Source organism: Streptomyces sp. NPDC049687 (assembly GCF_044465285.1).
In the GTDB taxonomy this organism is placed as follows: domain Bacteria; phylum Actinomycetota; class Actinomycetes; order Streptomycetales; family Streptomycetaceae; genus Streptomyces.
Genome location: NZ_JBITLN010000008.1, coordinates 296810 through 322006, shown reverse-complemented (window position 1 = coordinate 322006; position 25197 = coordinate 296810). Strand labels below are relative to the sequence as shown.

The 25197-nt window shown below is 68.5% G+C and carries 22 protein-coding genes and 3 pseudogenes; 15 read left to right on the top strand and 10 right to left on the bottom strand.

Going from position 1 to position 25197, the window contains the following annotated elements:
- Positions 1-21: 21 nt before the first annotated feature.
- Entirely contained in the window at positions 22-738 is a 717-nt protein-coding gene (locus ACIBVL_RS25395; protein WP_399100060.1) for a DNA-binding response regulator, read from the bottom strand.
- Between the two features lie 345 nt (positions 739-1083).
- Between ACIBVL_RS25395 and ACIBVL_RS25390 the strand changes: the two genes are divergently transcribed.
- The 5 genes from ACIBVL_RS25390 to ACIBVL_RS25370 all read left to right on the top strand — a co-directional run bounded on the left by ACIBVL_RS25390 (position 1084) and on the right by ACIBVL_RS25370 (position 5370).
- Positions 1084-1563, top strand: coding sequence for a MarR family winged helix-turn-helix transcriptional regulator (locus ACIBVL_RS25390; protein WP_399100058.1), 480 nt, complete (start codon positions 1084-1086; stop codon positions 1561-1563).
- Positions 1564-1631: 68 nt separating this feature from the next.
- Positions 1632-2972: an MFS transporter gene (locus tag ACIBVL_RS25385; RefSeq protein WP_399100412.1), complete on the top strand. Its 1341-nt coding sequence runs from the start codon at positions 1632-1634 to the stop codon at positions 2970-2972.
- 396 nt (positions 2973-3368) lie between these two features.
- Positions 3369-3773 (top strand): PaaI family thioesterase, encoded by a 405-nt coding sequence (locus ACIBVL_RS25380; RefSeq protein WP_399100055.1) that lies wholly within the window; start codon positions 3369-3371, stop codon positions 3771-3773.
- A gap of 28 nt (positions 3774-3801) precedes the next feature.
- Entirely contained in the window at positions 3802-4446 is a 645-nt protein-coding gene (locus tag ACIBVL_RS25375) for a TetR/AcrR family transcriptional regulator (protein WP_399100052.1), read from the top strand.
- Positions 4447-5067: 621 nt separating this feature from the next.
- Entirely contained in the window at positions 5068-5370 is a 303-nt protein-coding gene (locus ACIBVL_RS25370; protein ID WP_399100050.1) for a hypothetical protein, read from the top strand.
- Between the two features lie 65 nt (positions 5371-5435).
- Here the strand turns inward: ACIBVL_RS25370 and ACIBVL_RS25365 are convergent, their stop codons facing one another.
- On the bottom strand, positions 5436-8072 hold the full coding sequence (locus ACIBVL_RS25365; RefSeq protein WP_399100048.1) for an aminotransferase class I/II-fold pyridoxal phosphate-dependent enzyme: 2637 nt from the start codon (positions 8070-8072) through the stop codon (positions 5436-5438).
- A 352-nt stretch (positions 8073-8424) separates the two neighbouring features.
- Positions 8425-9147: an SDR family NAD(P)-dependent oxidoreductase gene (locus tag ACIBVL_RS25360; RefSeq protein WP_399100045.1), complete on the bottom strand. Its 723-nt coding sequence runs from the start codon at positions 9145-9147 to the stop codon at positions 8425-8427.
- Positions 9148-9234: 87 nt separating this feature from the next.
- On the opposite strand from ACIBVL_RS25360, the gene ACIBVL_RS25355 reads away from it, so the two are divergent.
- On the top strand, positions 9235-9843 hold the full coding sequence (locus ACIBVL_RS25355) for a TetR/AcrR family transcriptional regulator (protein ID WP_399100043.1): 609 nt from the start codon (positions 9235-9237) through the stop codon (positions 9841-9843).
- Between the two features lie 344 nt (positions 9844-10187).
- On the opposite strand, the gene ACIBVL_RS25350 is transcribed toward ACIBVL_RS25355, so the two are convergent.
- A complete protein-coding gene (locus tag ACIBVL_RS25350; RefSeq protein ID WP_399100041.1) occupies positions 10188-10640 on the bottom strand; it encodes an RICIN domain-containing protein in 453 nt (150 codons plus the stop codon).
- A gap of 232 nt (positions 10641-10872) precedes the next feature.
- Between ACIBVL_RS25350 and ACIBVL_RS25345 the strand changes: the two are divergent.
- The 3 genes and pseudogenes from ACIBVL_RS25345 to ACIBVL_RS25335 form a co-directional block, all read left to right on the top strand.
- Positions 10873-11106, top strand: a pseudogene (locus ACIBVL_RS25345) (M15 family metallopeptidase); the annotation flags it as partial.
- A gap of 42 nt (positions 11107-11148) precedes the next feature.
- Positions 11149-13449 (top strand): methyltransferase, FxLD system, encoded by a 2301-nt coding sequence (fxlM, locus tag ACIBVL_RS25340; RefSeq protein ID WP_399100039.1) that lies wholly within the window; start codon positions 11149-11151, stop codon positions 13447-13449.
- A 52-nt stretch (positions 13450-13501) separates the two neighbouring features.
- Positions 13502-13889 (top strand): annotated as a pseudogene (locus ACIBVL_RS25335) (PIG-L deacetylase family protein); the annotation flags it as partial.
- Here ACIBVL_RS25335 and ACIBVL_RS25330 read toward each other — a convergent pair.
- Positions 13847-14035: a hypothetical protein gene (locus ACIBVL_RS25330; RefSeq protein WP_399100037.1), complete on the bottom strand. Its 189-nt coding sequence runs from the start codon at positions 14033-14035 to the stop codon at positions 13847-13849. The pseudogene ACIBVL_RS25335 and the gene ACIBVL_RS25330 overlap by 43 nt on opposite strands.
- 220 nt (positions 14036-14255) lie before the next feature.
- A complete protein-coding gene (locus ACIBVL_RS25325) occupies positions 14256-15038 on the bottom strand; it encodes an MBL fold metallo-hydrolase (RefSeq protein WP_399100035.1) in 783 nt (260 codons plus the stop codon).
- Positions 15039-15330: 292 nt separating this feature from the next.
- Here ACIBVL_RS25325 and ACIBVL_RS25320 point away from each other — a divergent pair, with 292 nt between their 5' ends.
- Entirely contained in the window at positions 15331-16155 is an 825-nt protein-coding gene (locus ACIBVL_RS25320) for a helix-turn-helix domain-containing protein (protein ID WP_399100033.1), read from the top strand.
- A gap of 286 nt (positions 16156-16441) precedes the next feature.
- On the opposite strand, the gene ACIBVL_RS25315 is transcribed toward ACIBVL_RS25320, so the two are convergent.
- On the bottom strand, positions 16442-17293 hold the full coding sequence (locus ACIBVL_RS25315; protein WP_399100031.1) for an MBL fold metallo-hydrolase: 852 nt from the start codon (positions 17291-17293) through the stop codon (positions 16442-16444).
- 96 nt (positions 17294-17389) lie between these two features.
- On the opposite strand from ACIBVL_RS25315, the gene ACIBVL_RS25310 reads away from it, so the two are divergent.
- Positions 17390-18427 (top strand): helix-turn-helix domain-containing protein, encoded by a 1038-nt coding sequence (locus ACIBVL_RS25310; protein ID WP_399100029.1) that lies wholly within the window; start codon positions 17390-17392, stop codon positions 18425-18427.
- Here ACIBVL_RS25310 and ACIBVL_RS25305 read toward each other — a convergent pair.
- Positions 18385-18894, bottom strand: a complete 510-nt coding sequence (locus ACIBVL_RS25305) for a nuclear transport factor 2 family protein (protein ID WP_399100410.1) — start codon at positions 18892-18894, stop codon at positions 18385-18387. The two genes, ACIBVL_RS25310 and ACIBVL_RS25305, sit on opposite strands and share 43 nt — an antisense overlap.
- Before the next feature lie 361 nt (positions 18895-19255).
- Between ACIBVL_RS25305 and ACIBVL_RS25300 the strand changes: the two genes are divergently transcribed.
- The gene (locus ACIBVL_RS25300) at positions 19256-19849 is read left to right on the top strand and encodes a CGNR zinc finger domain-containing protein (protein WP_399100027.1); all 594 of its coding nucleotides are present in this window, start codon (positions 19256-19258) and stop codon (positions 19847-19849) included.
- 35 nt (positions 19850-19884) lie between these two features.
- On the opposite strand, the gene ACIBVL_RS25295 is transcribed toward ACIBVL_RS25300, so the two are convergent.
- Positions 19885-20733 carry an MBL fold metallo-hydrolase gene (locus ACIBVL_RS25295; protein ID WP_399100025.1) on the bottom strand — a complete coding sequence of 283 codons (849 nt, stop codon included), beginning with the start codon at positions 20731-20733 and terminating at the stop codon, positions 19885-19887.
- A 220-nt stretch (positions 20734-20953) separates the two neighbouring features.
- Here ACIBVL_RS25295 and ACIBVL_RS25290 point away from each other — a divergent pair, with 220 nt between their 5' ends.
- Together ACIBVL_RS25290 and ACIBVL_RS25285 are read left to right on the top strand one after the other, a co-directional pair.
- A complete protein-coding gene (locus ACIBVL_RS25290) occupies positions 20954-22129 on the top strand; it encodes an alpha/beta fold hydrolase (protein WP_399100023.1) in 1176 nt (391 codons plus the stop codon).
- Between the two features lie 2 nt (positions 22130-22131).
- A complete protein-coding gene (locus ACIBVL_RS25285) occupies positions 22132-23049 on the top strand; it encodes an alpha/beta hydrolase (RefSeq protein WP_399100021.1) in 918 nt (305 codons plus the stop codon).
- Between the two features lie 262 nt (positions 23050-23311).
- Here ACIBVL_RS25285 and ACIBVL_RS25280 read toward each other — a convergent pair whose 3' ends face one another.
- Positions 23312-24562, bottom strand: coding sequence for an aldehyde dehydrogenase family protein (locus ACIBVL_RS25280; protein ID WP_399100019.1), 1251 nt, complete (start codon positions 24560-24562; stop codon positions 23312-23314).
- Between the two features lie 347 nt (positions 24563-24909).
- On the opposite strand from ACIBVL_RS25280, the pseudogene ACIBVL_RS25275 reads away from it, so the two are divergent.
- Positions 24910-25068: pseudogene (locus ACIBVL_RS25275) on the top strand (transposase); the annotation flags it as partial.
- Positions 25069-25197 lie beyond the last annotated feature (129 nt).

Genomic DNA, 25197 nt, shown 5'->3' with positions numbered 1-25197 from the left:
CGGCCTGGCGGCCACCCAGGGCTACGAGGCTGCTTGCAGCCGGGGGGCGATGAAACTGGTGGGTGTCACGCCCGGCACGATGAGCCCGCTCTCATAGGCGAAGGCGATCAGGTGTCCGCGGCGGCGGAATCCCAGCTTGCTGAGCATGTGCGTGATGTGGGTCTTCACGGTGAGGGGGCTGAGACCGAGGTCGCGGGCGATGGAGGCACTGTCCTGGCCGCTCGACAACATGGTGAGGATCTGGCGTTCTCGGACGGAGAGAATCCGGGTGAGCTCGGGCGTGACCCGTCCTTGCGCCTTGTTGACAGCCGGGGCCGTCCCCAGGGCGACGACGAGCCCGCCCTGGCACACGGTTTCCAGAGCGGCGATGAGCTGGGAGGCGCTGACATCCGCGCCGAGGACCCCCGTGGCGCCGGCACGCACCTGGGCATCGACCTCCTGATCACTGGGAGCGCCGAAGACGACAGTTCTCGCCACGGCACAGACCTCGGTGATCAGGGCAGTGAAGCCGTCCAGTTGCCCGTTGTCATGGGAGCGGTCGAGCACGGCGACGTCCGCGTCGACACCGGCATCGAGCAGGTCTCTGAGATCCTTGCTGTGCGCGGCAGTGCCAGCCACCCTCATGGTGCCGCTCGCATCGATCACCTTGGTCAGCGCGGCCCGCACCAGGGTCGGCCCGCCTGCGACGATTACTTTGTTCACGGGTCCTTCTTCTCGGCTCGACAGCCCTTCCGTCACCGCCCGTCCGGCTCAAAAAGCTCAGACCTGACTGGTTTCCGGGATGACCTGACCCATCATTCACACGGGACTTGACGGTCGGCCCGCCGTGCACCTGAGCGTTCCTTGACGGTTGCCGAGTAACGGTCTCCACCTTCGGCCGCCAGGACTCGGTCGAATACTGCGTCGTGCTCTTCTTCCACGGCGGCGGCTTTGTGAAGGGCGGCCTCGACACACACGACGGGCAGGCGTGGATGCTGCGCGATGTGATCTCCTCGACAGCACCACCGACAGGCCGACTCCATGAACGCGACTATCCATACAGCCCAGGTTGTACAGTCTGGGCTGCATATTTAGCATGGGGGCATGATGCCAGCGGACGAAGAGCCCTTGACCGAGGGCGCCGTTCAGGCTGCCGGCGACATCTGGGTGGTGTTCGGCCGGCTCCGCCGCAAGCTGCGAGCCCTGGAAGCGGCCGAGGAAGCTATGGGTGGGGGCGGGGAGAGGGAGCCTTCCCCGCCGCAGAGTTCCGTCCTGCGCCGCCTCGCCAGGAACGGTCCCGCCTCCGCCAGTGATCTTGCCGCTGCCGAGGGCGTACGGCATCAGTCGATGGCCAAGACCGTCATCGCCCTTGAAGAGGCCGGGCTCGTCTCACGCAGCCCGGACCCCGATGACGGGCGGCGGCAACTCGTCTCCCTCACCGACCGGGGGCACCAACGGCGCAGGGGCGAGCGCCTCGCCCGTCAGGCGTGGCTCGCCCGGGCACTGCAAGCGCACGGCACCGAGGAGGAGGTGCGGGCGGTCATCACCGCCATGGCGCTGCTCGACAAGGTGGCGCAGGCGTGACGCGTACAGCCTCACGCAGACGGCGTCGGGCAGAGACGGGCGGCTTCGACCGTCGCCTGATCGCACCGATGATCCTGGGCTCGGTTCTCAACCCCATCAACTCTTCCATGCTCGCAGTCGCGTTGGTGCCCATCGGCCGCGCCTTCGACGTGCCTCCGTCACAGACGGCATGGCTCGTCTCGGGTCTCTACCTCGCGACGGCCGTCGGCCAGCCGGTGATCGGCCGACTTGTCGACGCGTTCGGTCCGCGTCGGCTCTATTTGCTGGGCACCGCGCTGGCCGGCCTGGCCGGACTGCTCGGCACCCTCGCTCCGAACTTGTGGGTACTGGTCGCTTCCCGCGTCCTTCTCGGATTCGGCACCTCGGCGGCCTTCCCGGCGTCCATGTCGTTGCTGCGCTCCGAGTCGGAGCGCACCGGCCGGAAGAACCCGAGTGGCGTCCTCGCCGCGCTGTCGATTTCCAACCAGGTCATCGCGGTCGTCGGCCCGGCTCTCGGTGGCCTGCTGATCGGCACCGGTGGCTGGCACCTGATCTTCGGCATCAACGTGCCGCTGTCGCTCATGTGCCTTGTCCTGGGCGCACTGTGGCTGCCACGCGCGACGCCACCGGGCAGGACGGTACACGTCGATGTGCCGGGCATGCTGTGGTTCGCCGGATCCCTGACCGCGTTCATGTTCTTCCTGATGAACCCGGCGGTCGCACACTGGTATCTGCCGGTGCTCGGCCTGGCTGCGGGCTCGGTGTTCGTGCGCCGCGAACTCGGCATGGCCCAGCCGTTCATAGATCTTCGAGTCCTCGGCGGCAACGTACCGCTGCTTGCCACGTTCACCCGACAGTGCCTCGCCTACACCACGTCGTACGCCTTCTTCTACGGCTACAGCCAGTGGCTCCAAGAGGGCCGAGGGCTCAACGCGTCGCAGGCAGGTCTGCTTCTGCTGCCGCTGTCCGCGACGGCCATTGGTGTCACCGCGCTCACGGGTCCCCGCAGCCGGGTACGGGGCAAACTCGTTGTCGGCGCGCTCTTCCAATGCTTCGGCTGCGCGGCGTTGTTGCTCCTGCACGCCGACAGCCCGATTTGGCTGCTTGTCGTGCTCAGCGCGGTCGTCGGCATCCCGCACGGGCTGATCGGACTGGCCAACCAGAATGCCCTGTACGCACAGGCCGACCCTGCCCGCATGGGCTCGTCCGCAGGACTGCTGCGCACGTTCATGTATATCGGCGCACTGTTCGCGGCAGCGGCGAGCGCCGTGTTCTTCCGCGGCGGCGCCACCAGTCCCGGACTGCATGCCATGGCCTGGTCGCTCCTCTGTGTAGCCGCTGTGTTCCTGGTCCTGTGCACGGCCGACCGCTCGCTGGGCCGCGACACAACACCTGGCGAAGCGACCCTCGCTCCCCGCAAAGGGGCTTAGAAGCCGTTGTCGTTCCGAACCTGAAGGCGGCTTTTAGCTGGTCAAGCGTAGGGCCGGTGATTCCGTGGGAGCTGTGGCCCGTCGTGTGGCCGCTCGCTGGGAGGTCGCGGATGCCGTCGGTCGTTGGACTGCTGGAACAGCATGAGCTTGCTGCTCGCCGACGCGTGGACGAGCTGCGGGAGGAGGCCGACGAGTCCAGGCCAAACTGGCCACGGCCGAGCAGGAGTGGCAGGAGTGGGTGCTCGCCCGCAGGCGGGTCGATACGGTGCTGGCTCCGGAAGATCGGAACGACAACAGCTTCTTACCCGTAGCCGTCGTACGTGGTCGGACATCCCCGGTTGACGGCCTGAGTTAACGTCGATAACTTATCGTACGTAACTCAGATGGGAGCAACCTGTGCCCGCACTCGCAGCCAAAGACGTCTACGCACTCGCGCCGTACGCCAAGACCCTCGGAGTCGTGTTCGACGAAATGACGGCAGCCGGCGTTCGAGCCACGCTGGCACACGATCTCTCGCTCTCCACGGTGGGCGGTGGCCTCCATGGAGGAGCGTTGATGGGCCTCGCCGATGTGAGCGCTGCCGTGTGCGCCGCCCTCAACGGTCCGGTCGGCGCCGCACCGGCCACTGTGGAGTCGACCACGCACTTCCTTCGGCCGGCACACACAGACGTCGTCGCCACAGCTCGCCCCCTGCGCGTCGGCCGTAACACCGTCATCGAGGTCGACGTGCACGACGCCGAAGGCGAACTGTGCGCCCGGGTAACCCAGGTGGTCACCGCCGTCAAACCGAAGACATCCTGATGCCGCTCCCTCCGGAAGGCCCCTTCCTGTGACCGGCTCCCGCGTTCGCGCCGCCAAGGGCCAGGGCGGCCTGCTCCGCGAGCAGCTTCTCGACATCGCCGATCAACTGCTCGAAGAGGGCGGTGCCGACGCTCTTACGATTCGCGCGGTGGCGACAAGCGCGGGGGTCACCCCGCCGGCCGTCTACCTCCACTTCGCCTCGAAGACGGAACTCGTCCACGCCACGTGCCTGCGTGTGTGGAGTTCACTGTTCCTCGAGTTGGAAGAAGTGTCCCGGGGGGTCCCGGATCCGGTGACGCTGCTCTACGAAACCTGCGTCGCCTACATCGCGTTCGGGCTTCGCCACCCCTCCCAGTACCGACTGGTGATGGATGGCGAGGCCACCGAGGCCAGCCGCCAGAACGAGGATGCGTGTTTCCGCTATTTCCGGGACAAGGTCACAGCCTGTCTCGATGCCGGGGTACCGGTGGAGAGCACCACCGAAACCGCCAGGCTGCTGTGTGCCGGCGTACACGGCGCCGTTTGTCTCCTGATCCACCAGGAACGTGACGCATGGCCTCGGGACACCGCTCGCTATGTCACCCGGGTGGCGTCCGCAACTGTCCACGGCGCCCTTCTCACCGCTTCTCACGCGTCTCCACCCTCGATGTCCACCGTGATGCAGTCGGGCTGAACCCGATTCGACGACGGAGTCCGGTGCCCGACGGCTTACGGCGCCCAACTCAGCGGAGCCCTGCCGTACGTCGCCGCGGCGAGCCGGTAGGCGTCGAAGAGCGAGTCGACCACGTGGACCTGGCCCTGGTTCTCCCCCGCCGGTTCGGCAACGGTCCGAGTCGCCGGCTCTAGCTAGGGTCCGTCTTCAACCGGATCTTGCCCAGATCAATGCGGGCTTCTACACCCGGTCGTTCGAGAATATGCGCACCGCGCATCTGGGACCGGGGGTCCCCCGCGGCTTGGTGCAGCAGTGGGCCGGCCGCTGGGAGAAGGGGGGCACAGCCGAGTACGCCACGGTGTCCGGCGGCCCGGTACGCAAGCTCGCCACCGGCTGCGCCGAACACTTCACAGCCGGCCAGTTCGCCACCGTGAAGGTCGGTGTCGGTGCCGCGGCTCCGGCGAGAGGGGTGTGGTCCTGGCGGCCGGCTCCCTGCCCACGACCGAGTGGGAGCTCTTCGCACACTGGCCGGAGAAACGCAGGCTTCCGGAACAGCGCACGCTCCACCTGTCGACGGCCCACAAGGCCAAGTGGACCCTCGCTGCCCACCCGTTCTAAGGCGCCAAGAAGGCGAGCTAAGTCGTGTCGAGAAGTGGACGGACCCAGTCGGTACCGGTCAAGGTCGAAGGCGCCGCCACGGGCCGCAACCTCAAGTCCCTGTCCGTCCATGCCTCCTACGACGACGGCAGGACCTGGAAGAAGCTCACGGTCAGCAAGGGCAAGGTGTCCCTGAAGAACCCGGCACGGGGCAAGGGAGCCGCCCTCCGCGCGGAGATCACGGACAAGAAAGGCAACAAGTCGACCGTGGCCGTCCACAACGCCTACCGCGGCAGGCGATATCCCACCTCACACCTCCGCGACAGCGACAGCGTGACCTCTGGCTGACACACCGGGCGGTCTGCCGGAGCCGCAACCACGCGACTCCGGCAGACCGCTCATCCTGGGACGCTTCAGCGCGAGTCGGGGCGGGCGAGGCCCGAAGCGGCGTCGAGGCTGTCAATGGCGGTTCGGGCCTCGGACACCGCGGCGGCGATCGCGGCGGCGGCCTGCCCGGCTTGTTCGGGCGTGTGGGACGGCATGACCTGTAGGCGCAGTCTGGCGGAGCCGCTTGGCACCACGGGGTATTCGACGACCATGGCCGCCACTCCGTGCGGGCGCAGATTACGGTGTGTGAGGCGTGCTACGCGTTCGTCGCCGATGACGGCGGGAACGATCGGACCCGGGCTGCCCAGGCAGGCCAGTCCGTGGTCGGCCAGAGCTTCACGCAGTGCCGACGCGGCGCCGAGTGTCTGCCGGCGCAGCCGTGCTCCGTCCGGGGACATCGCGATCCGCAATGCGGCGTTGGCTGCCGCGGCCTGGGCGGGCGACAAGGCGTTGGAGAAGACGTGCGAGGTGGCGTAGGTCTCGATGTAGCTTCGGACGGCGGGCGAGGCAGTGGCCACAAATCCTCCGTTGGAGGCGAAGGTCTTGGAGAAGCTGCCCATCACCAGGTCGACTTGGCCGGCGAGCTGTTGGATCCCGATCTGGCCCTGCCCTCCGGGGCCGGTGGATCCGAGGTCGTGGGCGACGTCGACGAGGAGGGTCGCCTCGTACTCGTGGCAGATGTCCTGGAGCCGGGCGAGGTCGGGGCTGTCGGCGTCCATGGAGAAGAGGCCTTCGGTGACGACCAGAATGGCGTGGTGGGGATCCCGGCCGCGCAGTTCGCGGAGTACGGCGTGGACGGCTTCGTTGTCCAGGTGCGGCACCCGGTGGACGTTGCGCGAGGCGGCATGGGCCGCCTGGGAGAGGCTGGCGTGGGCATAGTGGTCCATGACCACGTGGTCGTAGTGGCGGACCAGGGCGTTGATCGGTCCGTACGCGGCGGCCCAGCCGGTCGGGAAGAGGACGACATGGTCCGTTTCAACGAGTTCGGCGATGCTCTGCTCAAGGCGCCGGGAATGGACGGTGTTGCCGATGGCCGCTGCCGAACCGGCGCTGTGCACACCGAACTCGGCGATGGCGGCGGTCGCCGCCTCGACCACCTCGGGGTGGTTGCTCAGCCCCAGGTAATCCTGGGAGGCGAAGTTGATCCCCTCCAGGACCCGCCCACCGGCATCGAGGAGCCGGGTCGTGGACAGCGGCGCAGCGGCAAGGGTCCTGGAGTACAGCCACGTCTCCGATTCGACGCGGGCGCTGTACCAGCGGTGGAACGGCTCCACCCGCTCCAGTAGTCGGCTGCCGGCCGGGGAGGCGAAGCTGCGCACCGTGTGAGTGAGTGCCAGGTGCTCGTCCTCCGCCGTGTCCTGTGCGGCGAACGGGTTGCTGTCGGACGCCACGGCCGGTTCGTCCGCCGGAGGGGCGACGCTGGAGTTCGAGGACAGGATGCGCTGCATGCTGTCGACGGAGAAGACGGCGTCGGGGTCGACCGTGTCGCTGAACACTCCGAGGAATGTGCTGGCGTGGCGCAGGTCGGCGCTCACCGCGCGGAACAGGTTTACCTCAGACGCCTCCGCTGCCCGCATCTCGGCCTGGGAACAGACGAAGTCGTAGTACTTCCAGCTGTCGAGGTGACGGCGCTCGCGGTAGTCCGACAGAGACCTCGTGAGGTCGTCTCCGGCGGCGAGGGCGGGGCCAATGGTCTGGGCGAGCAGTTCGGCGTCCCTGAGAGCGTGCGTCATACCGCTGGCGGTGGCTTGGTCCTTGAACGATGCCGCGTCCCCGACCAGAGCCCAGCCGTCGCCTGCCACCTCGCGGATGAAGGGGGTCTGGTCGTTGGTCATGAAGAATCCGGAGACGCGTGTCGCGCCGTCGACCAGGGCCGCCATGTCTGGGCTGACGTAGTCCAACGCCTGGGCGAAATGGGCCGCGCTGTCCTGCCGGAAGGCCTGGTACCAGTCACTGGGGCCGTAGACCAACGCCATCGTCTGGCCGCCGCTGGTCGGGCTCAAAGCCATACCGAGACGCCCCCGGCGCCGGAGCGTGGGAACCTTCAGAAGGTGGCTGTCGAGGTATGTGTAGCAGGCGAAGGATCCGTTCCGCCGCACGTCCTTGCGCGCGGCGCCTACCAGCCGTGCCACGTGCGAGCGGCGGCCGTCGGCGCCCACGACGATCCTGGCCCGCTCGGTCGTCTCGGGCCCGTCGGGGCTCGACCGCCACCGCACGCCCACCACCCGGCCGTCCTCCTCGACCAGTTCGGTCATCCGCGCGCCCTGCCGGACCTCGACGCCGCACTCTGCCGCGTACGCGAGCAGCAGGTCGTCCAGCAGGTCGCGGCGGGCGGAGAATGAGGCGTTGACGACGTCCTTGTCGTCCCCGTGCAAGCTGCGGAATCGGTTACGCAGGTCCTCCTCCGCCACTCCGGAGCGGATGCTGACGCCTTCGATCACCAGGTCCACCTCCTCGAAGAAGGGGGCCACCGGGACGACCCGGTCCAGGACGCCGAGTCGAGCCAGGTAGCTGGCGCCGCGGGGCCACATGAAGTGCGTCGAAAGCACGTCCTTGGGAAAAGTATCCTTCTCCAGGAGCAGGACACTTCGCCCTTGTTTGCTGAGATGAGCTGCCGTGGCGGCGCCCGCCAGGCGCCCGCCCACCACTAAAACGTCATACATGATGCTCCTTCAACATGCCTGTTCTACCTGCTTTTTCACATAGGTTGATCAACAATGACGCCGTTAGGCGATCCGCGCCGGCATCGAAGCCACCCCACCCCACTCCCAGAACGTCCGCGCCTGCGGCCTGCGCCGAACCCGCTACCGAGGCCTGCGGAAAACGCACAGGGGCACGTCCTGACCGCGCTGGCCTGCAACGTCACCCGCATCGCCGACCCCCGGCAAGATCACCGACAGAGTCACGTCATTGGCCCTAGGCCGAAGCGGCTACTTGCCTTCGGCTTCGCGGGAGACGGGAGCCCGCTCGGCCCGCTCGGTGAGGTTGTTGCTGGGGGACGGATTTCTATGGGGTTCAGAGCTCGGCGACGACGCGTCGTAGTGTGCCCGGCGCGATGCGCAGCATGGCGGGCATGACTTTCGTCTGACCGGGGAATGCCATGTCCCGCCGCCGCCGAAGAGCTTTCATCGTGACCGCCGCCACCTGTGCGGGAGTGAGTTTCTTCCCCGTGGCTTCGGCGTTCATGGGTGTGTCCGTAGACGGTGGGAGGACCTCGAGGACATGGGTGTGACCTTGCGGGGCGAGTTGACGGCGCAAGCCGTCCGCGAAGCCGTGCAGGCCGGCTTTCACCGCGCCGTGGGTGGGTGCGCGAGTGGGCGAGACCAAAGCGAACCCCGAGGTGATGAATACGATCGCGTCGGGCTCTGGCCATCGCTGGAGCACTTCACCCGTCAAGTGGATGGGGGCGGTGAGGTTCAACGCCACCTCGGCATCGAGAGTCGCATTGGGGTTCTTGCCGGCAGCGTAGTCTCGTTCCTCGAACGTACCGGCGTTGTTGACCAACACGTCCAAGCGCCCGAAGCGATCAGCGACTGCCTGCAGCAACGCTGCCCGATCGGCTGCGTCCGTCACATCGGCCCGCACGGCCAGCGCCTGCGGGTGTGCCTGCGCGAATCGGTCGAGCGCAGCCTGCGAGCGCCCGCAAACGACGACGGACGCCCCGAGTTCCACGAAGGATTGCGCGAGGCTCAAGCCGATGCCTGAGGTTCCGCCAGTGATGAGTACGGTCTGTGACACGATGTCGCCTCTCCCTGCTGCGTACCGATTGGTACGAAAGACTTTAGCACATCCGTACCGATCGGTATCGAAGGGTAGGATGGAGAAATGACCTCGACGACACCGGTTCCTACTGGCAGGCCTCGCGCGTTCGACATCGACGAGGCACTCGATCGTGCAGTCCTGGTGTTCTGGTCAAAGGGTTTCGAGGGCGCCAGCCTTGACGACCTCACCGAAGCGATGGGTATCAGCCGCCCCAGCCTGTACAGGGCGTTCGGCAACAAAGAAGACCTCTTCCACAAGGCGCTGGAGCGGTACACCGAGGGCTTGACCGCCTACTTCGCCCGAGCTCTGGCAGAGCCCACAAGTGCAGCAGTGGCTACCGCTGTGCTCCACGGGACGGTCGAGGCGGCAACCATGCCGGGGTTCCCCACGGGCTGTCTTGGCGTGCACGGTGCGTTGGCCACCGGGGATGAGAGCCGCCCAGTCCGAGACGCCCTCATCGCATGGCGTGAGGAGGGGATAGCCCACTTGACGCGCCGGTTTCAACAGGCGGTGGACGCCGGTGACCTTCCGCCTTCCGCAGATCCTCATCTGCTTGCGCTCTACCTGAGAACAGTCGCCAATGGGATCGCCGTCCAGGCCACGAGTGGTAGTTCCCGCCCTGAGCTGCTGCAAGTCGCGAACCTCGCGTTGGACAGCTGGCCAAAGCCGTAGTCAGCTAGTTAGGCCGGAATCTGCGCACGTACTTCGACTTTCTGTGGTTCGCGCGAGGCCAGCGTGACTGGCGCGACGCGTTCAGGGATGACCGGGCGGCGTAGGGGGCCTCGGGCTACGAGGAAGCCGGCTCCGGCTCGGGTTCCGGGGGCACGGGCTGTGCGAGTCGGCCCACCAGTACCGAGGCCGAGTTGGAGGCGGCTGCCCGTACTGAGCAGCACCCGGTCATCGCACTCCTGGCGCTGCGGCAGGGCCAGAGTCAAGGGCTTGTCGGGCCGATCCGCAGGAGGGGCTGAACCGCCAGACGGTCTGGCCCCTCCTGCGGCGGCGCCGCGAGATGCGGGTCACTCACCGCCGGAGAACTCCCACTGGCCGGCCACGGGCGAGGAGCTGGTCACGATCCAGCCGTAGCCCGGCTGCCGAACCAGATATCTGCCGGTCTGCGCGTTCTTCACGCGGTTACCGGACTCATATTGCCAGTTCTGATAGTTCCCGCCGTTGCATTCGATCCAGTAGACGTCCCCGTTGTAATTGCTGTCGAGGCACTGGTTCGTGTAGGCCTTGACGATGTTGCTCCCGCGCCGGTCCCAGAGCTGTGACCGGTCGCCGAACGTGCAGCTGCTTCCGCGGGGCGAACTCGACCAGGTGAGGGCGGTGACACAGTCACCGGTGCCCAGGTTCCTGATCCACGTGTTCTCCGCGGCGCTGGCGCTCTGCGCGAAGAGTCCGGCGTTGAGGACGGAGGCGACCACCGTAGCGACCCCCACCTGTAACGTCCGCTTCAATGCGTATTTCATGCGAATTCTCTCTGCTCGCGGTTCTCTCTCATTGCAAGCAGCAGGACGGGAAGGAGCGCCCGCAGGTTCCGGTCGGGCCGGATACGACTCGAGGGGCCATTGGTCCACTCCTGATCCGCTTGAACGAGGCCAAGGGCTTTGCCGGGAAACAAGTCGTGGCTTCCAGCTGCGGAGATCGCTGTTCTGGTACGGGGAGACCGGAGGGGATCGAGGCGATCCTGGCTGCGAAGTCATGGGCACGCGGGTCGACCCGTCCCCGGAGGAGTCCGAAGGCGCCTCCCACACCGACGCCCCCAACCTGAGCGCCCGGGCCCGCACGAACCGAGCCGCCCTGGGCGGCGCGTTGTCCACCGCAGGCTTGATCAACTACGGCACGGAGTGGTGGCACTGGTCGTTCGGCGACCGGTACTGGGCGCTGCAGACCCAGCAGCAGGCCGCCCTCTACGGCCCCTTCGAACTGCCCTGACACCGCACCACTACCCCGCCTTTCACGAACGAGGAGCGACCTGTGGGATACACGCGGACTGACTGGTCCGAGCACTACAACGGCGGGCGAGGCTTCCGGCGGCTCGGGGACGAGGAGAAGAGCCTGCTGGTCGAGCATGCCCCGGCGCCCGAGGGGGGTCGCGCGCTCGACATCGGCTGCGGGACCGGCGAGATGTCCGTCTACCTCGCCTCGCTCGGCTACACCGTCGACGGAGCGGACTTCGCCGAGGGCGCGCTCGAGCGGGCCCGCGCGGAGCACCCCGAGGTGGAGGGGGTGCGCTGGCTGAGCCTGGATGTGGAGTGCGACCTGGCCGGCCTCGCAGAGGACGGCTATGACCTGATCGTCCTGCGGCTGTCCATCGCGTTCATCCGCGATCGGGCCCGTGTCCTTGGCGCTCTGGCCGCGCGGCTGCGCGAGGGCGGGGCGTTCGTCATCATCACGCCGATCGTGGAGAACACCCCTGAGGAGCGGCGCCACATCGCGCTGGACGAGAAGGAACTCGCGGCGCTCACCGACGGGTTCGAGCACGTCGAGCAGTTCGACGCAGAGGGCCTGGCGGTGCTGGTCCTACGCGGACCGGCCGGATCGTTCAGCGCGGAGGAGAAGGGTCGGCCCGAGCCGCAGGCCGTCTTCGGTGCCGCAGTGGTGGTCACCGACGCCTTCGGCCGGGTCCTGCTGGGCCGCTCCACCCTGGACATGTGGGAGCTACCGGGCGGCCGCATCGAGACAGACGAGGCCGCACCAGCGGCCGCCGTGCGGGAGCTGAACGAGGAGACCGGGCTGACGGCGCGCGTGGAGGACGCTCACGTCATCACCGTGCTGCACGACGACCGCCTGGATGTACGCCGCGTCATCGCCGTGGTCCGCGTCTCCCGCTGGGACGGTGAACTCGCTCTGCCCGAGCCCCACCGCTTCGTACGCTGGGAGTTCCACGACCTGAACACCTTGGTGACCCTCGGGAAGATCTTCGCGCCCAGCGCCCAAGCTCTGACCGCGGTGTGGCCCGGGGTGCTGCCGGGGCTCCCGCCGGTCCACTCCTACGCGTGCTCCGCCGCCGCCCCGCCGGTGCCCGGGGAGCCGACCGAGGCGGTCCGGCTGCGCGAGCGGATGGCGGAGATCGTGATCAGCAAGGGATGGGCGCCCTCGCCGCGGGTCCAAGCCGCGTTGCGTGCGGTGCCCCGGCACCGGTTCGTCCCCGAGGCGCGGCTTGAGACGGCCTACCACGATGACCTCGCCGTGGTGACGGTCCGGGAGTCACCTCAGAGGGCGCTCAGCTCCGTCTCCGCGGCCTGGCTGCAGGCCGACATGATCGAGCAACTGCGGCTGGAGCCTGGGATGACCGTGCTCGAGGTCGGCTCTGGCGGATACAACGCGGAACTCCTGGCGCACGCCCTGGGAGAACGCGGCCAGGTGGTGACCGTGGACGTCGACCCGTACGTGGTGCACCGAACGCAACGGCTGTGCGCGGAGGCCGGCAGCGGCCGGGTGACAGGCGTCCTCGGCGACGGCGGACTCGGCGCGCCGGGCCACGTCCCGGCCGGCGGTTTCGACGGGATCGTGATCACGCACAACGCGTCCGACATCGCACCAGCATGGCGAGAGCAGCTCGCCGAGGGGGCCCGGCTGGTCGTGCCGCTGGAGATGGGCGGCTACACCCGCTCCCTCACCCTGGTCCGGCGCGGCGACGTGCTGCACTGCGAGCACTGGACGTACTGCGGGTTCGTACGTGACCGCGGCGCCGCCGCCCGTACCGCCCCCGCCGTCCCTCTGGCCGATGGCAAGGTCACGGTGCGGTGGGAGGACGGGACGCCCGTCAGCACCGCCGGTCTCGACGAGGCGCTGCGCGGGCCCCGGCAGGAGCGCTCCACGGGCCTTGTCGTCCGGGGAATCTTCAACTTCGAGACCTTGCAGGTCTATGCCGCGACGACCCTGCCGGGGTTCTGCCGCCTGTCCGCGCCGAGGGGGTCCACGCTCGTGGCGCAGCAGGACGCGGCCGCGATCCTGGCGGACGACTCGCTCGCCTACCTGACCTACCGGAAGGTCCAGGATGCCCCGGAGCCGGCCGACCGCATCACGGAGTTCTTCATCCATGCCTACGGCCCAGCAGCCGAAGAGGTGGCGGAGCGCTTCGCGGAGTGCGTGCGCGTCTGGGACCGCGAGGTGCGCGAGAGCGGCTATCCGCCGATGACCGTCCACCCGGCCGCAACGCCCGACGACCAACTGCCGCCCGGCGACGTGCTCGACAAGCCCAGCGCACGGCTTGTCTTCCAGTGGCCGGGCCGGACCCGCGCCGACGCGTTGAGCCGCTCGATCGCAGGGTGACAGCGTGCCTGACTCCGACGTGGTGATCTCCGAGAAGGCGGCGTCCTCCACGATGCCGTCCCTGCTCGGCGTGTTCGCCCATCCCGACGACGAGAGCCTCCTCGCCGGCGGTGTCCTCTCCCAGCACGCCGCCGCGCACGCGCACCGCCGTCGTCACCATGACGTGGGCGCCCCACAGCCCGCGTGCTCCCGAACTCGCCGACACCTTGCAGGCGCTCGGCGCGGGCGTACCCCGCATGCTCGGATACGGCGATGCCCGCAAACCGCAGGCGGCTCCCGGCCGTCCCCGGCTCGTCGACGCACCGCTCGACGGCGTGGTCACCGCCTTGGTCCAGCAGATCCGCTCGTTCCGCCCCGACATCGTGGTCACGCACGACGCCCTGGGCCGGCTGACCGGTCACCCGGACCACCGCCGCACCCACCAGGCCGCTCTTTGCGCGCGGTTGCCAGATAGGACCCGCTCGATGTCGTACTTGGCGTCGGGGAACTGCTGATGCATCCCGACAGCCAAGTTCTTCAACGCCTCGGCGCCATCGGGCGCGAGGGGGTTGTGCTGGATGTAGTCGGCCCGCACGAACCTGTCCACGACCGCGGTGTCACCCCGCTCGAACGCCCCCTTGAGGACGCGTACGGCGACGGTCTTCTGGTGGTCGAGCCGGGCGCCGCCGTCGACGTTCCCGATGGCGTGACCCGCGCTGACGGGCGACGAGGACGCGACGGGTGGTCATGCGCCGGCTGGACATGCGGGAAGTCACGATGTTCCCTCTCTTGGGACTTGGGCGCTTCCCTGGAAGGTTGGAGCGGACTCAGTTCTTGGGGCCGAACATGTAGGCGTTGGCGACGTCGATGAGGGCTGTGCCCTGGTAGGCGGGGTAGCGCTCGGTGATGGCCTTCTTGTAGGCGTCGCCGTCGTCACCGAGCAGCTCCCGGCCGGCGTTGACGTAGTCGGTGAGCTCGGCCCAGACGGCCGGGGTGGTCGGCTCGCCGTGGCCGGGCAGGATGGTGTCGTACTCGGTCTCGGCTGCGAAGCGGTCGATGTTGGCCTGCCAGCCGTCGAAGTCCTTGTCCAGGAACCACAGGTGGGTGCGGTTGTAGACGACGTCCTGAGCGACCAGGACACCCTCCTCGGGCAGCTTGATCACGAGGGTGGTGTGGATCTCGCCGCCGGTGACCTTCTCGAACACGAACGGGATGCCGTCGATGACCTCGGTGCCCGGGGTGATCTCCACGGTCGGCGTCATGTCGGCGAGCGGGATCGCGGCGCCGGTGGGCAGATCCGTCTTGGCACCCATGGCGACGATCTCCGCGGTGGTCTCCGGCAGGGCGTGCACGGGGACGCCGAAGCGGGCCGCGCCCTGGTAGTGGTCCGGATGCGCGTGGCTGATGACGAGGCGGTCGAGCGGCTTGCCCAGGCTCTTGGCGTAGGCGACGACCTCGTCGGCGTAGGCCAGGACGAACTGCGCGTCGACGGCGATGATCCGCGACGGCGTCTCGATCAGCTGGGTGGTGACGCCCAGGCCGTCCTCGGGCGCGCCGTAGCTGTGGATGCGGACCGGGCCCTTGTCGATGACCGTGAGGGTGCCGTGCATGGCTGTGCTCCTGTCGAAATGCGGATGAGCGGTGATGAGGGGACGCGGGAAGGGGCGGATCGCTGATGGCCGGCTCACGGCCGACCATCGGCCGCAACGGACACGGCCGGCTTTCCACCCCACGGGCTCGAGCCCCTGGAACAACTCCATACTGGGCCGGAACCGGAGGTCCAGCGAGGTACGCTGCGGTCTCGTGATGGTCCACAGGCGACAAGCGCGGCAGAAGCCTGGTCGGCGGGAGACGGGCCTGCCGAAGGTGGCTTTCCGGCCTCCGGCCGGGACCCCGGCGGGCATGGAGGTCATGACCCTGGCCGACTTCCGCGACCGCACCCGTGACTGGCCCTGGCACATCGCCACCCCCCACCGGGGGGACTTCCACGCCCTGATGCTGGTCACCGCCGGCACACTGCGCCACCGCGTCGACTTCACCGGGTACGTACTGCCGCCCGGTTCCTGGCTGTGGATCCGGCCCGGCCAGGTGCACCAGTGGCAGGACCCTGACCAGGCCGAGGCCGTCCTGATCTTCTTCCAGGAGGACTTCGTCGTCCCCGAGACCGCGGAACTGGCCGGACTCGGCACCGGCACCGCCCCGATGCCCTTGTACAGCCCCGATCCTTCGGAGGCCCCCGTACTGGCAGCTGCTGCCGAGCAACTGGCCGCGGAGTTCTCCCAGTGGGACCGCCATCGGCTGCCGGTGCACACCGCCCTGCTGCACCGCCTGTTGGACATCGTGCTCCTGCGTCTCGCCCATCTGCGGCGGCACGGCCAGGCTGTGGAATCCGTCCCCGAGCCCTTTCTGCGCTTTCGTGACGCTGTCGAACGAGGTTTCTCCCGCACCCATCGCATCGACGACTACGCCCGCGAACTCGGCTACTCCACCCGCACCCTCACCCGCGCCACCCAGGCCGCGGCGGGCTTCAGCGCCAAGGACTACCTCGACCAGCGCCTCACCCTGGAGGCCAAGCGGCTCCTCGCCCACGGCACCGAACCCGCCTCCACCGTCGCAGCCCACCTCGGCTTCACCAGCGCCACCCACTTCGGCAAGTTCTTCCAACGCCACACCGGCCAGACCCCCCTGGCCTTCCGCGCCTCCCAACGGGCGTCGCCGCCTGCGTAGCCACCCACGCCATCTGACTCCGTAGACGAGTGCCACACGTCACGCTCCGCCACCGGGGACGAGCCGGGTGTGGGATCAGCAGGGCACGACAATGGGCGTGGGTGGTGTCCGCAGGGCTGCAGCTCTGACGATGCCGATCGCCCGCTCGAAAGGGGCGTTGAACCCGGTCGCAGCGGTTCGCCCTCCCAAAGACGCCGCCCCTGGCGTCGCTGGCGCCGGGGCAGAACGTCCATGGCCGTCGTTGCGCAGCCCTGCCGCAAGAGGCCGCACGGTGGATACTTCCGGCTCAGCCTCCGAACACCTCCGGCGGCACCCCCAGCTCCTTGGGTCCGACAAGCCCGAACGAGGGGCCTCGGGTGAGCCAGAGCAGCATGGGCAGGGCACGGTCGGAGTGTCGGCGGCTCATCTCGCGGGCGATGTCGGCGACGGGTACCCGTGGTTTGGCCACCTCCTGGTAGTCCTCCAGCCAGGCGCGGGTGTCGTCGAACACCTCTTCCCCGCCCACCGGGCCATGGCCCGGGACCACGATCCGGTGCTCTCCCAGCGCCTGGACCTGATCCAGGGCGGTCAGCCATGACGCGGGGTTGTTGGTGTCCGCCATGTAGCAGTGCGAGTGGTGGTTGAGCAGGTCCCCGGCGATCACGGCTTGCGCGTCGGGCACGTGGAAGGCGGTCGCGTGCACCGTCTCGGCCACCGGGAGGTCCACGAAGACCACTGCGTGCCCCTCCAGGGAATAGCTGTCCCCGGTCAGCGGCTCGGGCACCGGCATCTCGTCCGGGATCTGGTCGCCGTAGGCTTCCTGCCAGTGCAGGCGCTTGGCCGGCCACTCCAGGATCCCGTCGATGACGCCCTGCCGGGCCAGGATCGGGGCGTTGGGGAAGGCGGAGGCGATCTCACCCATGCCGCCGTAGTGGTCCGGGTGCGCGTGCGTGATGAAGGCCGCCTTGAGCTGCTTACCGCTGTCACGGACGCGGTCGGCGAGTTCGCGTGCCTCGTCGATGACGAACTGCACGTCGATCAGGATCGCGTCGTGCTCGCCGCTGATGAGGACGCAGTTCGGCGACAGAGCCGCTTCGGAACCCGCGAACACATCGAAGCGAAGCCCGTTTCGCTGCTCCGAGAAGATAGTGGTGAGCATGGGTCACTCCTCTCTGACCGGCCCTTTTCGTTCCACTCGGTGCGTGGCATCCTCTGAGCCGTGCGGTAACGCTAAGGAAACCTGGGAATCCATGACATGACTGGGAGCGCGCCGTTTCCGGCACCACAGCGCAGCTACGACGCCGAACGGCGTTTCACCACGCTCGGCCTGGACGATGACCAGTGGGACTACTGGAGCGAGGTGACCCGTACGGCGTTCGTCGCCATGCGCGCGGCCGCACTGCCCGACACGGTCCCCGTCCCAGGTAAGCACGGCTTCGCTGCATCCGCTGTCGCCCAGGTGACCGGCGGGCTGCTGGTCAGCACCATGCGGGCGGATCCGCATGAGGCCGCTCGTACGCCTGACCTGGTCAGGAGGGCCGCAGGAGAGGACTTCTTCCTGACCCTGCTCACCGAGGGATCGGCCAGGCTCCGGCAAGGCGACCGCGCCGCCCAGATGGGTGCCGGCGACTTCGCTCTCGTGGACAGCGCCCACCCCTACGTGTTCCGCTTCGATCACCCGTTCCGCTCGGTGGTCCTGCAGATACCCCGCGCGATGCTCACCTCCCGCAGCGCCGTCGCCGAGCACGTCACCGCCGTACCGTTCCGGACCGCGCACGGCACGGGCGCCTTCGTCAGTCCCGTCCTGCGCGCCCTGGCCGAACAAGGCCATGACCTCGGCGAGGCAACCGCCGCCTCCTTCATGAGGAACCTTCTCGATCTCCTGGCCACCGCGTGCGACGCCCTCGGCTCGGACGTCTCCGGGAAAGCCAGTGCGGCCGTTCACCGACGTGACCTTCACCGGGCCAAAGCCCACCTCGCCGACAGGCTCCACGACCCCGGCCTCACACTGCTGGCTGCCAGCCACGACCTGGGCTTTTCACTGCGCTATCTGCATGAGCTGTTCCGCGAGGCCGACACCACACCGCGCGCATGGCTCTACGCCCTCAGGCTCGACCGCGCCCGCGCCATGCTGTCGGGGGCCGGACACGACGCCCAGAGCATCAGCAGCATCGCGCTGCGCGTCGGGTTCAAGGACGCTTCCCACTTCTCCCGGGCGTTCAAGTCCCGCTTCGGGACCAACCCCGCCACCTATCGCAGGACGGCTGTAAGGGCACCATCCGGGAACGCGTGATCCTGATCGCTGCCGCGGCGTACCGCCCCAGGACGGCCACAGAGAGTGTGCACGTGCGTCCTGCAGGACGAACTCCCGCCCAGGCCCCACTGTGAGGGCGAATGCCACACACTCCCGGGGCACGGCCAACGCCGCACCGGAGCGTCGAACGCCCCTATCCGCCGAGTCCATGGATGGGTGCGCCTTCTCTTCGCCCCGGGCACGGGCAAACGCCGCCGCACCCGTCGCCACCCACACCCACCTCGCCAACAACGACTCCGGTGCTGTGTGTCGGTGATTCCGTCGCGGACCGCGGCGATCGACGCGCGCATACCGTCGATGCCCGAGGCGGCGTCACCAGCGGGGTTGTGGCCGATCACATCCGGGGCGAACACCTCGTCCGCCCCGTCCACGCTGCCCGTGTCGTAGAGCTCCAACTCGCGCGCGGCGGGGATCGCGGGCAACGCCCGGCTGCGCGACCCGTGCATGGTGGCGAGGCCGAGTCCGGCAGACAAGCGGGAAGCCCCCGTACGGCGACGCGCCATACCTCGAGTCCACCTGAGTCCCGCCGAGCGACCAAGCCCGTGGGCGGGTGTCCTACGTGGCGAGGCGGACATCCAGGCACAGCGCTGGGCCTGCCCGTAGGCGGTATCCGCCAGAGGCACCGTGCGCAGGCCGGCTCTCATCCCGTTCCAGACCTGCTGTGCGGACGAATCCCGCACCCGAGGGGATGCGGCAAGATGCTGCGCACGCGCCGGTGCGTCGAGCGCATGGCATCGTCGTTAGGGTCCTTTCGGCGGTGATCCTGTTCTCCTCGCCAATCAAGACTGGAGCTAATAAGCTATGCCTATGTCTGAACTCGCGAGCGAACGCTACACCGACCGCATCGCCACCGGTCCGCTCGTCCTCGTCCAGGAGGTCTTGAACACCCGCGCCGCCGGCAAGCCCGCCCTCCAGGACCTGCTTTCCACGCCGGAATCCGCCACGTCGTGGCTCTCCGGCGCGCTGGCCGAGTGGAGTCGGCGTACCGAGGTGGAGGCGCCGACCATCGAGGTTGACGAGCCGGGACTGGTGCGGCTTCAGCAGCTACGCGCGTCGCTGCAGATGACCGTGTCGGGGGCGGTGCGCGACGCTCCGGTCCGATCCGCGCCGAAGGGGGTGAGCGGCGCGCTCGAGGTGCGGATCGACGCCGATGGCGTCTTCTCGCTGGCGCCGCGCGGCAAGGACGTCCCGTGGGTCGTCGCGGCCGTGCTCAACGAGATCACGAACGCCCAACTGACCGGTACCTGGCGTCGTCTGAAGATGTGCCGCAACCGGGTCTGCTCGGTCGCGTTCTACGACGGCACCAACCCCAACAACGGCGTCTGGCATGACGTGCGCATCTGCGGTAACGCCGTGAACCTTCGGGCCTCGCGGCAGCGTCGGGCGGCCGCGCGCGCGTAGCGCGCCGCGGGCCGCCCGACCGGCACGCCGCCTGCTCAGCCTTTCGCTGCCCGGCAGGAGCCCCACAGCGCACCGGGATTGATGCGCGACGGGTGACGCTCCAGCATGTACTCGTAGAGCTCGAGGGTGCTGCCGGTGCGGCGCACCCCGCTGTTGAAATCAAGGATGTAGCGGCGGGTCTCCTCGATGTGACGGGGATCGTCGTCGGCGGCCGGGTCCTTGTGGCCCGCGACGATCGCGGTCGGCGCCAGCGCCTCGACCGTGTCGAGAGCCCTCAGCCACTCGGCTCGCCCGTCCGCGTCCGACGCCGCGAGCATGAGGTGCACGTTGTTGTAGATCACGTCACCTGCGACGACCAGCCCCAGGTCGGGCACGTGCAGGCAGGTGGTGTTGTCACTGTCGGTGTGTCCCAGGCGGACCGGGCGGACCTCCGCCCCGCCCACGGTCAGGACCTCGGCCTCGAGCGGTTCGGCGAGTATGAGTCGCTCAGGGATCTGCTCAGGGAACCATGCGCGCCAGACCGCCTTGAGGACCTCGGGCGAGGACTGGTAGGCCATGTCCTCGACGACCTCGGGCAGCGCGAAGGCACGCGCACCGGGGTACTGCTGCAATACGGCTCCGAGACCGAACCAGTGATCCCCGTGGCCGTGCGTGACGTACACGCTCGTCACCAGAGCGTCCCGCTCGCTGAGCCACTGCAGCAGGCCCTGCGACTGCGCGATCGTGAAGAGCGGATCCACCAGCAGCGCCTCTCCCCCGTTCGAGATGAGGATGCTCGACGTCGGTGACCAGGAACGCTCGCCCTGATCGGGCGGCACGTCGGAGTTTGTGGTCGGCATGCCGTCCGCGATGTGCACGGCGTAGGTCAAGGCGTTCGACGTCATTGGTGGACTCCTCGGATTCTCGGGCGGTCACTTCCGCTCTGGCCGAAACACGGAGGAAGCCGGAAGGACCGGCCCTCGTCGCGTCGATCGCAGGGCGATGACATTGACATAAGCATAGCCACCATGCTTACGTCATACTGCTCGCGTCGGCCGAGAATCTCGAGAGCCGCTGGCTTTCGGTTCGTCGCCGCAAGAGAGCGATCGTCAAAGGAGACACGAGATGAACAGCCCAGCGACGCAGGCGCCGACCGCGGTGCTCGTCCACGGATACCTGGACGACGGCGCCATCTGGAACAGCGTCCGCACCGTCCTCGACGAGCAGTCGATCCCCTCGATCGCATTCGAGCTCGCCGGCATGGGTACGCGCGCATCGGATCAAGGGCCGTTCACGCTCGCCCGCTGGGCCGACGACCTCGAGAGCGTCGTGCGCGCGACGGCGGGCCCCGTCGTGCTCGTCGGCCACAGCATGGGCAGCCAGATCGCCGAGCTCGTCGCCGCCCGCCTGGCCGAGCAGGTGCGTTCGCTCGTCCTGATCAATCCGATCCCGCTGGCGGGCACTCACCTTCCGCCGGAGCAGATCGCCCCCTTCCAGGCACCGGATCTCGGACTCGACGCGCAGCGCGCCTTCCGCGGCGCGCTCGCCACCGCGTTCCCGGCCGAGGAGAATGACCGGCTTGCCCAAGTGGCGTTGCACGTCGACCCATCGACGATTTCCGACACGGCGACGGCGTGGAACAACGGCCACCCGGACGGACAGCAGTCCAGCAAGTTCCACGGGAGCGTCACCGTCCTGCGCGGCGAGAACGACCCCTTCGTCACGGAAGAGATCGTCTCGGCGTATGTCACGCCCCGATTCTCCGGCGCCACCACGCAGATGATCGCCGGCGCGGGTCACTGGGCGCACGCCGAGAACCCGGCGGCGGTCGCCGCCGTCATCACCAAGGGCGCCGAGGAGATCGCGTCGAACGCCACCGAGGGCCGCCCGGCCAAGGCCTGGACGGCCGCGTTCGAGCAGCGCACCGAGGAGTCCTTCGCGGCGGCGCTCTCGCCGAACGTGCGGATGGAGGCGAGCGCGCTCGCCAAGCCGCTGGAGCGCAAGGAGCACGTCGAGGCCCTCATGGCCGCGGTGAGCTCCGTGTACGAGCGGCTCGTGTTCGTCCGGAAGGTGCAGGACGGCCCGCGGACGTACCTGGAGTGGGAGGCCAGCGCGTTCGGCGGCTTCGAGATGAAGGGGATCACGATCCTCAGGCGTGATGACGAAGGGCTCATCACGGAGATCGCCATCCACCACCGCCCTCTCGGCACAGTGGTGCAGATCAACGCGAAGGTCGGGACAGCCCTGACCGCGGCCGGCCTCGTCCCCGCCGAGTACTTCAGCTTCACGGAAGGCGAATGACCATGAGAGAACGCATCGACGTCGAGTTCACGGCGGACGGGGATGTGACTCTGCGCGGCTGGCTCTACCTGCCGGACGCCGAGGGCCCGCGCCCCGCGATCACGATGGCGCACGGATACGGCGGCAACCGGGAGATGGGCCTCGACCCGTACGCGCGCAAATTCGCCGACGCCGGATTCGTGGTGCTCGTCCACGATCACCGCACGTTCGGCGCCAGCGACGGCGAGCCCCGCAACGACGTCGATCCTTGGCGTCAGATCGCGGACTGGCGCCGCGCGATCAGCTTCCTGGAGGCCCGGCCGGAGGTCGACGCGGACCGCATCGGGGTGTGGGGTACGAGCTTCGCGGGCGGTCATGCGATCGTGCTCGGCGCGACCGAGGTGCGGATCAAGTGTGTGGTGTCGCAGGTACCCACCATCAGCGGATTCGAGCAGTGGCGGCGCAGGGTCCCGCCGGACCGCATCGCCGCCTTCGAGCTCGCCCAGGCCGACGACGAACGCGCCCGCGCCGCCGGCGGTGAACCGCGGTACCAGACCTCCATCGGCAACGATCCTGCCGACCCGGCCCTGTACAGCAGCCCGGACGCAGTGCGCTTTTACCACGACCTGGTTCCGCCGGGCCGCGAGAACAACACGGTGACGGTGCGCTCCAACCGGGCCGCGGTGCTGTACGAGCCGGGCGGGTGGATCGCCCGGGTCTCGCCCAAGCCGCTCATGATGATCGTCGAGACCGGCGAGACGGTGGTCCCGGCCGACCTGCAGCTGGCCGCCTTCGAGCGGGCGTTGGCACCGAAGGAGCTGGTGCTGCTGCCCGGCGGGCACTTCGACGCCTACAAGGTGCACTTCGAGGAATCCAGCGGCGCTGCGTTGTCCTGGTTCCAAACCCACCTCGACAAGGCCCCGGCCTCAACCGGCTCGTGAAAAGGAGGCGGTTCCGTCTGCCGTTGGAACCGCCTCCCCAGGCGGGCGAAAGCCACCTCTCTCCCTCGCGGAGCGCTTCCGAAACATGGCAGTCACGTTCACCCGCCACTTGGCACGGTCGGCCATGACATCGGCGGTGGCTGTAGCGCTTGGGGATGTGCAGGTTGCGGTGCGGCGTCCGGGTCTCGGGGACAGAACAGCCGGCGTGCCGGCGACATGAAGCACGACGAGGCCATTGACCGCACCTCAATGCGGCGTCGGCTCACCTGTGCAGGGACGCCGCGGGTCGCATGACGTACTGGCGCAGGTACAGGTCGCGGTAGGTGACAGGGCCGCGCGGGCCGGGGACGCGGTCGATGTTGATGCCGGTTTCCGGCAGGCGCAGGAGCTTGAAGCCGTCGAGGAGGCGTGTGGTGGAGTTCCAGAAGACGCCTGAGCCGCCGTAGGTGTCCATGAACCGGGCTGCGGTGTCCGGGTCGTGGGTGGCGATGGCGGCGGCCAGCCCGGAGGTCTCCTCGTTGGCGATCCGTGCGGCTTGGAGCGGGCCGTCCGCCTCGTCGATCGTCACCGTCGCCGCGTGCTCGGAGTCCAGGGACCACTCGTAACCGCGCGCATGGGCGTGCGGCGGCAGCGATGCGGCGATACCCAGGTCTTCGAGGGTCTGCAGAATGCCCGGCAGCAGCTTGTCGTGGACAGCCCGGTCGATGAGCAGCAGATTGAGCCGGTTGCAGACGCCCAGCCGGTCCAGGCTGCTGGTGACCAGGTCGTGCACCAGCTTTTCGTCGGCGTCCCGGGCCACGTACAGCACTCCGCCGCCGTCTGCGTGGGCCAGCGTGCGCACACCGTGGCGGGCGGCCTCGCGGCCGAGTTCCCGGGTGCTGTCGCCGCTGCCTCGCAGGATGACCAGGGGGACGGTCTCGGGCAGCGACACCAGCGCGTATGCCGCCGCGCGGTCCTCGCTCGGCACCAGCTGGATGGCGTCCGGGTCCAGTCCCGCGTCGGTGAGAGCGGGCGTGATCACGTGGGTGACCAGGGCCTGGGAGGAGCGCAGGGCCGCCGAACCGGTGCGCAGCACGCCGCCGTTGCGGGACTTGAGGAACTGGGAGGCGACGTCGAGTGTCACATTCGGACGCGCCTCGAAGTTCGCGCCGATGACACCCACCGGGCGGCGGCGCTCCAGCAGGACCAGGCCGTCGGGACGCTCTTCGAGGACGGTGTTCCGCGGCTCGTGCGGCACGTCCGCCAGCGTACGCAACGCCGCGGCCATGTCCTCGAGCTGCGGGCCGGTCAGCCGCAGGCGGTCCTGCAGTGCCGCCGACATGCCGCTTGAGGCGGCTGATCGCAGGTCGTCCTGATTCGCCGCCGCCAGCACGTCGCGTGCCGTGTGCAGCCGCTCGGCCATGACCCGCAACGCCGTGTCGATCTCCGCGTCCGACGCCCGGGCCAAGGCCGCCGAGCCCTGCGTCGCTCGGACCGCGCAGGCGTGAACCGCCTCCCGAACGGAGTTGGGCACGCTCATCTCGTTCCTGCTCACATCGGTCCCTTCACAGTCCAAGCGCAATACGCGATACACGGGCGACAGGAGGATCGTTCAACAATCCCCGCCCGTGCAACCGTAAACCGTTCGGTTTCCTCACGGCAAGACGTACGACGCCCCTCCCGTCCGCCCATGTCGGCGGTCCGGGAGGACCGGGGGTGGCTGATGGTGGTTGCCGTTTCTGGCTCGCAGGAAATGGCCGCCTGGTCCTCCGGGACGCTCGGACTGCTGATGGAGAATTGCGGCCATCGCTGCTCAGGGAAACGCCGGCGGGGTGTTCCTCGGCCACTGAGGTGCTGGTCAAGGTGAACGCGGCGGCGGGCTTGAGTGCGTCTCATGCGCGTATATGGGCCGGCATCGACACCAGCAAGGGCCATCACTGGGCGGTTGCCGTCGAGGTCGACGGCGAGACGCTGTTCTCGACGAAGGTGATCAACGACGAAACGCAGTTCCTCACGCTCATCGGCACGGCCCGCGAACAGGCTTTCTGTGCCTGAATCCCCTGCGGGATCGAGTAAGGGGGTGGGCACCGTGTTCGCGCGGGCTGGTGCGAAGCTCAGGCGCCGTCGCCTGCGGTCAGGTCGAGGTCTCACCGCCGAAGCAGAAGTCGG

Coding starts and splice junctions, on each gene's coding strand:
- ACIBVL_RS25390 (WP_399100058.1), top strand. CDS start 1,084: ATGATGCCAGCGGACGAAGAGCCCTTGACCGAGGGCGCCGTTCAGGCT.
- ACIBVL_RS25385 (WP_399100412.1), top strand. CDS start 1,632: ATGATCCTGGGCTCGGTTCTCAACCCCATCAACTCTTCCATGCTCGCA.
- ACIBVL_RS25365 (WP_399100048.1), bottom strand. CDS start 8,072: ATGTATGACGTTTTAGTGGTGGGCGGGCGCCTGGCGGGCGCCGCCACG.
- ACIBVL_RS25355 (WP_399100043.1), top strand. CDS start 9,235: ATGACCTCGACGACACCGGTTCCTACTGGCAGGCCTCGCGCGTTCGAC.
- ACIBVL_RS25350 (WP_399100041.1), bottom strand. CDS start 10,640: ATGAAATACGCATTGAAGCGGACGTTACAGGTGGGGGTCGCTACGGTG.
- ACIBVL_RS25325 (WP_399100035.1), bottom strand. CDS start 15,038: ATGCACGGCACCCTCACGGTCATCGACAAGGGCCCGGTCCGCATCCAC.
- ACIBVL_RS25320 (WP_399100033.1), top strand. CDS start 15,331: ATGGAGGTCATGACCCTGGCCGACTTCCGCGACCGCACCCGTGACTGG.
- ACIBVL_RS25315 (WP_399100031.1), bottom strand. CDS start 17,293: ATGCTCACCACTATCTTCTCGGAGCAGCGAAACGGGCTTCGCTTCGAT.
- ACIBVL_RS25310 (WP_399100029.1), top strand. CDS start 17,390: ATGACTGGGAGCGCGCCGTTTCCGGCACCACAGCGCAGCTACGACGCC.
- ACIBVL_RS25305 (WP_399100410.1), bottom strand. CDS start 18,894: ATGCACGGGTCGCGCAGCCGGGCGTTGCCCGCGATCCCCGCCGCGCGC.
- ACIBVL_RS25300 (WP_399100027.1), top strand. CDS start 19,256: ATGTCTGAACTCGCGAGCGAACGCTACACCGACCGCATCGCCACCGGT.
- ACIBVL_RS25295 (WP_399100025.1), bottom strand. CDS start 20,733: ATGACGTCGAACGCCTTGACCTACGCCGTGCACATCGCGGACGGCATG.
- ACIBVL_RS25290 (WP_399100023.1), top strand. CDS start 20,954: ATGAACAGCCCAGCGACGCAGGCGCCGACCGCGGTGCTCGTCCACGGA.
- ACIBVL_RS25285 (WP_399100021.1), top strand. CDS start 22,132: ATGAGAGAACGCATCGACGTCGAGTTCACGGCGGACGGGGATGTGACT.